The 13574-nt window shown below is 40.8% G+C and carries 3 protein-coding genes; all 3 read right to left on the bottom strand.

The genetic code is table 11. The features are described 5' to 3' along the window. Positions 1–2: 2 nt before the first annotated feature. A complete protein-coding gene (locus AC59IL_RS36605) occupies positions 3–6995 on the bottom strand; it encodes an amino acid adenylation domain-containing protein (RefSeq protein WP_496557212.1) in 6993 nt (2330 codons plus the stop codon). A 123-nt stretch (positions 6996–7118) separates the two neighbouring features. After that, positions 7119–12341: an aminotransferase class III-fold pyridoxal phosphate-dependent enzyme gene (locus tag AC59IL_RS36600; protein ID WP_496557211.1), complete on the bottom strand. Its 5223-nt coding sequence runs from the start codon at positions 12339–12341 to the stop codon at positions 7119–7121. Positions 12342–12349: 8 nt separating this feature from the next. Then, on the bottom strand, positions 12350–13573 hold the full coding sequence (locus AC59IL_RS36595; RefSeq protein WP_496557210.1) for an ACP S-malonyltransferase: 1224 nt from the start codon (positions 13571–13573) through the stop codon (positions 12350–12352). Between the last annotated feature and the right edge of the window lies 1 nt (position 13574).

Here is a 13574-nt window from a genome sequence, read left to right as displayed (position 1 = left end):
TCCTACAGAAGGGCGTTAATCTGGTTAAGATCGTCAGTTGATAATTCCTGGTAGGTTAAATCGGTTGGGGTCAAAATATTTTCATCGATACGTTCGATTGTTTCGATCAATACTTCCAGGTTCTTTTTATAATGTTCCAGCAATGAAATCATGCTTTTTTTAGTAAAATGATTTCTGTTAAAGGAGAGTTGTATATTGAATTTACCATCTGCAACAATCCCCGAAAAGCTAAACTGATACTCTCTTACATTTTCTTCACAAACTAATTTTCCGGCATTCACCGATACTATTTCAAAGGAATCATTCTTTCTTTTATTAAAATGTCCCAGATAATTAAAAACCACGGCAGGTTCAGGATATTCCGGCGCCTTGAAATCAGGATGCCTATATTTTTCAACATTATATGCAATAGCACCCTTCGATGCCAGTTTATGCGTGTCCTTAAATTCCCCTAATAAAGCAAATAAATTGTCGCTTTTTTCCAAATCAAAAACAACGGGATAAATATTGGTAAACCATCCTACCGTTCTGTTAATATTAATGCCGGGGAAATTTTCTTCTCTTCCATGCGACTCTACAGCTACATAAAATTTCCTGCGACTAAACAGATTTTTATAGGTTAATCCCAAAGCACATATCAGAAAATCAGTAATTTCTGTTTTTAATGTTGCATGCAACGACTCTCCTGTTAATTTAGCCGTTGTTTCAGGTTCGATGGCTATCGAAACAACTTCCTCATCCTTTATAAGATCCGATGTACCGGCATTCAGTTCAGGTTCAATTATCCTGTCTGTGCCTGCATACAGCATCTTCTTCCATATTTTACTATTTTCTTCAATCAGCGTTTCCCGGGAACCGTATTTATGCAATACGCCGGCCCAATTTTTATATGAATCAGTTTTCAATGGTAACGCAGCATCTTCTCCTGCGTTCAGCAATTGTTCAATATCCTCGAGCAGGATCCTCCAGGATATACCATCGATCACCAAATGATGAATAGCAATGATAATATACTGATCATGCCCTACTTCAAATTCCCCAACCCTGATGAGGGATGATTTTTTTAGTTGAATGCTTTCATGAAGTGACTCAATTTTATCCCTTAAACACGCACTATCAAATTCATTAAATTTGCCCAATAACTCAACATCAAACCTTAGGTCATTGGATCTGTTTATCTGCACTATTTCTCTTGTGTAATCGTCTGTTTCAAACTCCATCCGTAAAGCATCGTGATGCGTTATTAGTTTTGCAAAAATTTTATTCAGTATTGCTATGGGACGCTTCCTGGTTAATTTAAGTATGAGGTTCTGATGAAATCTGTTTGGATTTATTTTGTAATGAGAAAAGAAACGGTGTTGGATAGGTGTTAACGGTGATTCCCCCGATATTATTCCCTGATCAGCTTTCACTGTTAATTCGGTCAGGCTCTCAGCAATCTCTTTAATATATTTCCTGTTAAAAATATCGTTTACTTCAAGATTATATCCCGTGTTCTGAACACGGGCACAAATTTGAATCGCGAATATCGAGTCGCCGCCAAGAGCAAAGAAATTGTCATCGGTACTGATCTCTTCTTTACCCAGCACATCCTTCCAGATGTTTACCAATAACCGTTCTTTTTCCGTTGCCGGTGCTATGATCTCTTTATCTTTTGCGGCCGCTGCGGGGTCGGGAAGTTGGTCGTAATCAATTTTGCCATTGATCGTCAGCGGTATTTTTTCAATACGGATATAGCGCCGGGGGATCATATAGTCAGGAAGTATATTTTCCAGTACCGAAGCATCGAACTCTTTTACCCCTGTTGACTTATAATACCCGATCAGTTGGTTATCATGTAAAACAACAATCGCTTCCGCTATGCCTTCCTGCCGGCAAAGCACCCGCTCTATTTCGCCTGGTTCTATGCGCTGTCCGCGCAGCTTTACCTGTCTGTCTTTGCGACCCAAAAAGGCAATCTCACCATCCGGCAACCACCGGCCCCTGTCGCCTGTCAGGTACACCCGTCCCTGTGCTATTTGTGGGTTTTGGGGCAACACAAATTTCTGTGCTGTCTCCAACGGGTTATTGAAATATCCCTGAGCCACACCCGGGCCTGCCACAATGATCTCGCCCGCTATGCCTACCGGCTGCAAATTCATCTGCTCATCCACTATGTATATCCGGTTACCCGCCATGGGTCTGCCGATATTGATCTCATCGCCAATAGATATTTTCTTAACCGTACACCCTACCGTTGTTTCCGTTGGTCCGTACTCGTTATATATTTCAATGCTTTCATTGAGACTTTGCAAATACATCACATGATGGCTTTGCAACGCCTCGCCGCCCACAATTACCTTTCTTATGTTTGTTTTGTCAACGTTCATTCCCTTCAGCACGTCGATGTGCGACGGCGTTAATTTTACCGTGTTCACAGGCGTATCCAGGCTAAATATGGCTCCCAATATGCTGCTTACCTCCGCTTCACGATATACTTCCATACAATCGCCCCGCAGTAAGGTGCTAAACAGGCTGGTAAGCGTCAGATCAAAGGAGGGGGAGGTGAAAAATGCAAACCGGTATCCGTTTGCTCCTTCAAAATAATACCTGTTTGCCCAGGATATATAGTTCGATATGCTTCCATGGCTGATCTGTATGCCTTTGGGCCTGCCGGTTGAACCGGACGTATATAATAGATAACAGCCGTCTTCTTTACCAGCACCGGCCTCGCTTTCATAGGCGCCCAATGCGTGTATACCCTCCTGCTGCAAATCAACTACAAACAATCTGCCACTGTATATTGCCTGTACATCGTTCATATAAAACGAATCGGTGATCATCACCGTCAGGCCGCTGTCGGCTATAATATCCAACACCCGCTGCAAAGGATATTTGGTGTCTATCGGAACGAAAACCCCACCGCTCTTCATGATGCCCAGGATGGTACAGATCATATCGGTGCAACGATCCATAAAAATGCCAATCCTGTCTCCCTTTCGAAGGGAAAAATTCTTTTGCAAACATCCGCTTATTCCATTCGACTGAAAGTCCAGTTCCTTATAGGTGAGTATCCTGTTCCCATCATAAACGGCTACCTTATCGCCACTCACACCGCATTGCCTGCAAATACCCGCCACCAGCTGTTCGTCTTTGTCATAGGTGACCCATTCGCGGTTAAATGAGTCAGTTATTAATGATATTTCCTGCGGACCAATGAAGGCAGCCGATGACAGCGGTAAATGGCTGCTTTCAATCAAAAATGTCAGTAATCGTTTATAATATGATCCAAAATATTTTATTTCACTTTCAGTATAGATAACAGGGTTATAGGCAATACTATACCCCATTTGCCCGTTTGCACTGCCAAATCCAAAATCAAAATTAGTATTGGTACTTTCGAAGTAATCGACCATTGAATCAACAACAAAAACATTTCTGGCTTCCCGGTAGATGTAGAAATCCACATAGCTGAACAAAATATCAAAAACAGGATTATTACTTTCTGCGCTAATCAATCTTTTAATCTGGATCAGCGAAAGCCGGTCAACTTTTTTCAGGTTGGCCAACTTCTCATTGATAAGCTGAAAATAATCTTCTCCGGAAATATCAGCCGTTTCCATTTTAAACCTGAATGGAATTGAATTTAAAAAGCATCCGATTATCTTCTCACCGTCTTCCATTGCGGGCCTGCCATCCGACACTAACCCTACTATAACATCCTGTTTTCCGGTAGTTATCCAGATGAGGTATACAAATACAGCGAAACTGATGTGCTTAATACTTATACCGGTTTTCTTTGAAAACGCTGCAAGCTCCTTTTGTATGGAATCCTCCAGCTCAAAGTAATACCTCTTCGTTATTTCCTTTTGGCCAAAGGAACCGCTTTTAAAGGGTAATCCGGTAAAAGACAGGTTGCTTAGCTCTTTCTTCCAGAATCCTATAATGTGTTCATCCTTTGAAACCTTCAGCTGTTCACGAACATAATCCTTATAAGAACTCTTAAGATGTTGTACAGGGATGTATTCATTTCGTTTCAAGCTCTGGTAAATATTATTCAGCTCAGTAATTAGTGATGCCCTGCTCCATCCATCAATTATAGCATGATGAAAACTAAACAGAAGGCCAATTTCATTATTACCTAAATTATACGCCATCATTCGCCACAGTCCGGCCTCTTCGCCAAATCCGTTTTCACGATCAGCCTGCATATCTTTTTCTATAATTTCTTTTTGCCGGGTTGCAACCTGTAATGAGATATCAGTATAAGTGATCTTATCCGAAATAGCTACCGCTTTCATCACAATTTTATAGAATAACTCATTGTTGCCAACTACATATTTAGCTCTTAAAATGTCATGCTTATCTGTAAGCTGTTGGAAGGCGTATTGTAGCCTGGGAAAATTAAAATCTGCATCCTGAAACTGATAAAAGAACTGGTCGTGATAGGTAGCTGAACCTTTTTGCATCTGGTTATGGAATATCATACCCAGTTCTATATCGCTCAATGGATAAATGTCTTCCCATGAGTCAACATCTATCGTTTTATTAATGCCATTGCTTAGCACTTTATTCCTGAAGTCATCAAAATATTGAGCAATGTTCATGTCATTTTCGCCTGACCCGGCATCCTCTTTTGAACCCAATACGTTATTCAGGGCTATGATTGTTTGATGACTAAAGACATGCTTAACTTCCAGTGAAGTATTGAATTCCCGGTTAATTTTACTTACCAGACTAATGGCCCTGATCGAGTCTCCGCCAAGGGCAAAGAAATTGTCATCGGTACTGATCTCTTCTTTACCCAGCACATCCTTCCAGATGTTTACCAATAACCTTTCTTTTTCCGTTGCCGGTGCTATGATCTCTTTATCTTTTCCGGCCGCTGCAGGGTCGGGAAGTTGGTCGTAATCAATTTTGCCATTGATCGTCAGCGGTATTTTTTCAATACGGATATAGCGCCGGGGGATCATATAGTCAGGAAGTATATTTTCCAGTACCGAAGCATCGAACTCTTTTGCCACCGTTGACTTATAATACCCGATCAGTTGGTTATCATGTAAAACAACAATTGCTTCCGCTATGCCTTCCTGCCGGCAAAGCACCTGCTCTATTTCGCCTGGTTCTATGCGCTGTCCGCGCAGCTTTACCTGTCTGTCTTTGCGACCCAAAAAGGCAATCTCACCATCCGGCAACCACCGGCCTCTGTCGCCTGTCAGGTACACCCGCTCCTCTGCTATTTGTGGGTTTTGGGGCAACACAAATTTCTGTGCGGTCTCCAACGGGTTATTGAAATATCCCTGAGCCACACCCGGGCCTGCCACAATGATCTCGCCCGCTATGCCTACCGGCTGCAAATTCATCTGCTCATCCACTATGTATATCCGGTTACCCGCCATGGGTCTGCCGATATTGATCTCATCGCCAATAGATATTTTCTTAACCGTACACCCTACCGTGGTTTCCGTTGGTCCGTACTCGTTATATATTTCAATGCTTTCATTGAGGCTTTGCAAATACGTCACATGATGGCTTTGCAACGCCTCGCCGCCCACAATTACCTTTCTTATGTTTGTTTCGCTAACGTTCATCCCCTTCAGCACGTCGATGTGCGACGGCGTTAATTTTACCGTGTTCACAGGCGTATGCAGGCTAAATATAGCGCCCAGTATGCTGCTTACCTCCGCTTCACGATATACTTCCATACAATCGCCCCGCAGTAAGGTGCTAAACAGGCTGGTAAGCGTCAGATCAAAGGAGGGGGAGGTGAAAAATGCAAACCGGTATCCGTTTGCTCCTTCAAAATAATACCTGTTTGCCCAGGATATATAGTTCGATATGCTTCCATGGCTGATCTGTATGCCTTTGGGCCTGCCGGTTGAACCGGACGTATATAATAGATAACAGCCGTCTTCTTTACCAGCACCGGCCTCGCTTTCATAGGCGCCCAATGCGTATATACCCTCCTGCTGCAAATCAACTACAAACAATCTGCCACTGTATATTGCCTGTACATCGTTCATATAAAACGAATCGGTGATCATCACCGACAGGCCGCTGTCGGCTATAATATCTGACACCCGCTGTAAAGGATATTTGGTGTCTATCGGAACGAAAACCCCACCGCTCTTCATGATGCCCAGGATGGTACAGATCATATCGGTGCAACGATCCATAAAAATGCCAATCCTGTCTCCCTTTCGAAGGGAAAAATTCTTTTGCAAACATCCGCTTATTCCATTCGACTGAAAGTCCAGTTCCTTATAGGTGAGTATCCTGTTCCCATCATAAACGGCTACCTTATCGCCACTCACACCGCATTGCCGGCAAATACCCGCCACCAGCTGTTCTTCTTTGTCATAGGTGATCCATTCGCGGTTAAATGAGTCCGTTATTAATGATATTTCCTGCGGGTTGATATAATTATAGCTGTTTATCGTTTTATAGGGGTTCCGGAGTACCTCACTTGCCAAACTCATGAAATTATTTATCAAATTGCAAACGACAAATTCCTCAAACTGTAATGAATTAAAAGCAACCCGCAGGCCGGTAACTTCAGGCCATTGGGAAAGCATTATAACCAAACCATGATCTTTATATTGATCTGCAAACGCTGATTCCGTATAAGCGACTAAAGCGATATGCAAATTACAATTGGTGTAACCGCTTAGTCCGTCTTCAGAAAGAATAAAATCCGAAGAAGCCGAGTCGTTTATTTCTTTCTTAAGATCATTAAAAACAGACTTAAAATCAGCTTTATCCTCTATTCTACAGTCTAATAAGATTTTCTGTAATTGCTCACTGCCATCGTGTCTTCTGCTTAATATGTCTGCAACCGAATAAATATGCCCGTGGCCGGAATATTTATGAATTAAAAGGCTAATGACTGCCAGATACCAGGTAAATATTAAATAAGAATCATTGTCACAAATACCTGCAATACTACTGGTAACAGAGGGATCTAATTCGAAAAACAATTCTTTTTTAAAATAATCCGAATTATCAGATTTTCTCAAAAAGTACAAGTTGTCGTATTTCAAACTTCTTTGGACCTTTTCTTTCCAATACCTTGTTTGAATTATTTTCCGGCCAGATTCGTTCATAAAACGCCTTAGTAGGTTTGAAAAACTAAATTCATTTTAAAACAGCTCTTTTTTCTCAAAAACATTTTTGTCTTCGGTTATAATGCCATTATCATAGTTCAATTCCCTGATCGGAACATCGAATTTCATGTTTATGATATCAGTAATAATGTTAGCCAGCCTGGCTTTCATCAAAGCAATGGTTGATATGTCATATACACTGGTCTTATACTCCAGAACGATATTAATGGAAGCATCTTTATAAATCGAAAACGTCATATCGAACTTGCTCAATTTAGACTTCAGATCAATTGCTTTGAGTGCGGATACGCCAGGACCTATCCGGCCGAAGTTACCCAGATCCTGATCGTTCATATTCACGTCAATGTCGAACAATTGATTTCGTGCTATGTGCCGTTCGGGGCACAAATCGTTTACCAATTTGTCGTATGGATATATTTGGTGCCTGGCGGCTTCTATAACGGTTTGACTGACCTTTTTGAGGATTTCTTCAAAAGTATCATCACTGTCGATGGCATCGGTTAATATAACGGTATTAACATAAAAACCTACCTGATTTGATAATTCATCATTAAATCTTCCTGAAAACGGACAACCTACTTTTATGTTTCCATCACCACCCTGTTTATTAATTAATATTTTAATCGCCGACAGAAGGGTCATGAATAAGGTAGCACCAAACTGTTTTGAAATCTCCTGAAGCTTATCCGTTTGACCGGCGGAAATTTCTATAACAACAACATCTCCGCTGAAATCCAACACATTTTCCCTGTTAAAATCAGGCGGAATAATAACCCTGTCCGAAGGCTTTCCTATTCTTTCAATCCAATAATCACGTGAAACTTTAACCCGATCCGATTCCAGAAAATTATTGATCCAACCTGAATAGTCCTTGTATTGAATTCTCAGCGGCTTAAGATTTACGGCATTTCCATTAACTAAAGAATGATAAGCAATAAACAATTCCTGTAAGATGATTTCTACTGAAAATCCATCTGCAATAAGGTGATGGAAATTAAAATATATGAAATAAGCACCACCCGCAGCCCGGAACAAAATGGCGCTGAACAACGGCCCTCGCTCCAGATCAAACACCTTTTCCATTTCGGCACCCATTTCTGCGGCTACTTCTTCTTCATCGATACCTGACAGGAAATAGTCTTTATATAAAATACCATGAACATCGCTGTTATATGTATTGATAACCTGCCTGGGTTGGTTATCAACATTTATAAAAGTTGTTCGTAAACTTTCATGTCTGTTGATCACGATCTCAAAACTTTCTTTAAATGCGGGGATATCTACTGCAGCTGGTAATTTGTATGCTGCAACCAGATTATAAACATTCAATCGGGGGTACAATTGATGCATAAACCACAATCGCCTTTGTGAAGGAGATACCTCATAATATTCTTTTTGCGGCACTTTTTTAATGACATCGTACGCCTGTTTACGCTTCACAAAACCGTTTTCCATCAGCTCCTCACAACTGTTTTTTACAGCATTTATGAGGGTTATAATATCGTCATAAGTATGAGCATCCGATACAAAACAGGTTGCCCCCTGCCACAGGTATATACCTTTTTCCAACAGCAGGTAATACAATACCTGCATTATCTTAACGTCAAACAACGGTTTAAATGAAAATAAAGAACCACAATTCACAATATTAACCGGGATATCGTTCAAACTAAAGTACTCGTTCAACGAATTTTTAAGGAATTCGGTTTTTTCATTCAGGGATTCATATAATTGATCGCCCCGGTTCATTATTATAGATAAAGTAGCTTTGGCAGAAGCCATTGCCAATGGATGATGACAGAAAGTTCCTCCGGTGCCTATCCGGTTTCCTGAAGGCTTTGAATCATCGCCATATTGCCAAAACCCTCCATCCATATAGTCCAGATATTCTTTTTTACCACAAACTGCACCTAAGGGCAATCCTCCTCCAAGCACTTTTCCGTACGTGACAATATCAGGCTTTACACCAAAATATCCCATTGCACCTTTTTGATGTATCCTAAAACCGGTAATAATTTCATCAAATATCAAAGGGATATCAGCGTCCTGTGTAATACTTCTGAGTTTTAAAAGAAAATCCCCGGGTTGAAATTCAGGACGCCGGCTTTGCACGGGCTCAACCAATACACAGGCAATTTTATGCAGGTTCTGTCTGATGAGCTCCAGTGAAAAATCCTTCCCATAATCCAGTACCATTACATCCTCCATTATTTTAGCCGGTATTCCGGGCGAATTGGGTACACTTTTCAATTCATCATAAGGATCCTGGTCTCCCTGCACAACATCATAAAAGCCATGATATGAATTGCTGAACTTTACAACCAGATTACGTTTCGTTTTGGCACGTGCAATCTTAATTGCATGCATAACAGCCTCAGTTCCCGAATTCGCGTACGCAACTCTTTCCAAACCGGTAATTCGACATATCATATCGGCAACTTCACCTGCCAATGGCGACATAGGCCCCACATAAATTCCTTTTTCTGCCTGTTGTATTATAGCCTGAACTACCTGTGGGTTATTATATCCTAATAAATGAACCCCAAATCCCATAACAAAATCCACATACTCATTCCCATCAATATCTTTCATTTTACTTCCCTGCGAACTTTCTGCAAAAACCGGATATATCAGTTCTTTAAAATAATTATCGAAGTACATCGCCTTTCTGTAACTGGCAAACTGACTCCTGTATTTTTGGGTGTGCAGTTTGGATTTTTTTGTTTTGCGTGTTATTTTATCAATCAAATCGTGGATAAACTTCTTTTGTGTTTCATTGAAGAATGTTCCGGAATCGGAATAGTAATGCGACGATGGCCTCTTTGACAACTGATTTCTTTCGCTATTTTGCGTGTTCCCCTCTTTCCTGAATGACTTTTCCGTATCATTTACCAATGTATTTCTGCCAACCTGTTTTAGAATATTTATCTGGCTTTCGATCAGCGCCAGTTGCTTTTGGAATATATCATCAAGACGAATACTATCCATCTCATTTCTGACGCCTATGCCGCCGGAAATATCTCCGTGATCTTTATCACCTGACATATGACCATTTGACTCCGGACTGTTATGCGGTAACTCAATTTCCCTGAGAACATATGCTGCCAGCTTATCGATAGAATTCAGGTTACTATAAAACTCCTCAACAGGGAAGTCAATATTGAATTGTTTATGAAATCTCCTTTTAACATACACGATATTGATAGAGTCAAACCCCAGTTCAAAAAATGTTTTATCCGATTTGACAGCGTCGATTGAAATATTCAAAGATTCGGCAACTATACTCTTTAATATTTCTGTTATTCTTTTCTCTGAATTCATTTTATCATCTTTTAGTTTTCCATTACCCGCAGCAATATTTTTGTCATTTATGTTCAGCCAGCACCTGGTTTTATCAAATGGATAAGTTGGCAATCTAAACTTATATGCGCTGTCATAATTTGGGATATCCCACTTTATATGCTTTCTGCTTGTATAATATTGAGCCATTTCACTGATGCCTGCCTGATTGTGGGCGGCAACAGCTATTACTGACGTATGATCTGATTCATTCATTTCCACAGATTCTTCCAGGTTGCAGTATACACCCAGAGGAAGGCTTACATCCATGTTATTCAGGAGCCTGCTTTCAATCGCCTGTAGCTTCGATTGTAAATCATTTATATTTTCTGAAATGATAGCCAGCCTGTGGTTGTAGTGATCCCGGTTTCGGGCTGCGTTCATACAAAGCGCTTCGAGCGTTATTTCTACATTATTTTCCAGAAAAGAAATGTAAGCGGTAATTAATTTACTCAAAGCTGCTTTTGACTTTCCCGAAAGAGGCAGCAAAAAAAAGATATAATTTGAGGTAACCGCCGGCATTATTTCAGATCCGTTATACTCTTCTATAACCATGTGGCAATTTGTTCCACTTATGCCGAAAGAACTTACTGCCGCAATCCGCTTCCCTGATTTTGGAATATTCCAGTTTCGTAATTTATTATTTACATATACCGGTGATTCGAGAAACGGAATTTTTGTATTGGGTTTTTCAAAATGGATCTGTGGTGGAAGTTGTTTATTGGAAAGGCATAATACCGCTTTTACAAACCCGGCAATACCCGCGGCTGTATCAAGATGGCCAATATTAGCTTTTACTGAACCTATGGCACAAAACTGTTTTTTCGAAGTATGATCTGCAAACGCCCGTATCAAAGCCTCCATCTCGATCGGATCTCCTAACTTTGTCCCTGTGCCATGCGCTTCTATATAACCAATATCACCGGGTGAAATATTTGAGTTCTTCCAGGCATTTAATAACACTTCCTGCTGGGCAATAATACTTGGGGCAGCCATTCCAACGGATCTGCCTCCGTCGTTATTTGCAGCGCCTCCTTTTATGACTGCATAAATATTATCATTATCTCTTATCGCCAATGGAAGGGATTTTACAAAGACCATTATTGCTCCTTCTCCTTTACCAATGCCATCGGCCGTTTCATCAAACGTTTTTGAGCGATTGGAAACAGATTCAATGCCTATCCTTTCGTACAATGACTTTTTGATACCAAAAGTTAAATTAACCCCACCAACAAAAGCAGCATCAATTTTACCTGAAATAATGTTTTCGCAGGCGTTGTGTAGTGCAACCAGCGATGAAGAACACGCCGTATCAATGATCATACTCGGACCATGGAGGTCAAAGAAATAAGAAATTCTTCCCGGAAGTGTGGCAGATATATTCTGAATGATGGCATACGATGCAAGATCAGGATTTACCAAATTCATCAGATTATGATACATATTCAAATTCCAGGAACAGGCAATAAACACCCCCATTTTTGAACCTGATATCATCGACCTGGTATAGCCCGCATCCTCCATGCAATGCCATGTTGTTTGCATCAATTTTCGATGCATTGGATTTATCACTACTGCATCTTCATAGGGGATATTAAAAAATGTATGATCAAAGCAATCTATATTATCGATATATGCTGCCTCTTCAAATTCATAGGCTTTTTCATTTTGAGCAGCATAAAGGGAAAGAAATTGCTCCACGTCTTTTTTACGGTGCGGTAGTAAATCACTTACACAATCTCTGCCGCTCCTGATCACCTGCCAGAATTCATTCAGACTTTTGCTTTCGGGCAAATCTACCGCCATTCCAACTACCGCCACCTCTTTACCTGAGTATTGCTTAACCCTTCCTGTTTCCGCAATAGCTGAAGAAGAAATATTGAATAATGTTTTTTTCATTGCTCATTTTAAAAACCATCATAAAGACCAGTCAACCCCGTTTCAAATTTTATCTGTTTTACAATACCGGCAATTTCCTGTGCTTCTACTCCCTTATTTTGAAGAATATCCTCAAGGCATGACAGACAATACCTGATTTCATCGTAAGCACATAGCTTTCCCTGCTTTTCAACTGATAATTGTAGCTCCCAAATACGATTATAGCTTTCAACACAGTTGCTTAACCTGCCATTATAAACATTATTTTCAGCCGGTGCAGCTACAGCATTAACGAGGCACCTGGTTATTGGTGAAATAAAGTGACTTATCTGCTCTTTCACATACCCGGAGCAGGATGACCTGCTTTCGGAATCGGTCAGGCTTTGGCAATTGCATGCCGGCCAATGTTTATTAATCAAATTTTCCAATACCTTACCTGGACCAACATTGATAAATAAGCTTACCCCATTTTTTATCAACCTGTTGATTACCTGTTCCCATAAAACCGGTTGGGTCAGCTGCGCGGCTAAATTCATTTTAATTTCATCTGCGCCGCACACACGATCTCCGGTAACTGAAGAATATATATCGCATTTCGGTTTATGCAGCTGAAGCATATGTACATAGTGTACAAATGATCTTTTTGCGTGTGTCATCAAATCGCTATGCAGGGGACCGTTAATTTTAAGCGGAGTACACATCCCTCCCTGCTTTTTTATTTCATTTTCAATTTTACCAACGGCTTCTGCAGCGCCGGAAACCACTACCTGACCCGGTGCATTAAACGCGCCAATATTCACCGGAAATCCCTTACTACGCAGTGTGTTCACCTGTTGAACAACCATGTCAGTACCAATTCCCTGAATGGCTGTCATTTTTCCATTTACGGTTGCGGCACAACTGTCCATTAACCTTTGCCGTTCTTCCAATATGGGCAATGTGTCAGACATCTGAAGTACACCACCGCAAATCAACGCGCTGTATTCACCAAGGCTGTGGCCAGCCATATAATGTATTGAAGGAATGAGCCCCTGATTTTTTATGAAGCATTCAAAATAAGCAATACCTGATACAACAATAAGTACCTGATCCGTACCAGCGGTTTCCCGGCCTGCCTTTTCAATGAGATCTCTGTTTACAATGGCACCGGCCTCTTCAAATATTCTTCTTGCCGTTGTATTGCTCTTAATGAGTTCTCCTACTTTTTCCAGCCCAATACCCTGACCCGGAAACAATAAAGCTATCTTCTTCACT

Source organism: Niastella sp. sgz303648, from assembly GCF_059587045.1.
The sequence above is the reverse complement of the archived record's forward strand: the minus strand, read 5'-3'. Positions and strand labels throughout refer to the sequence as shown.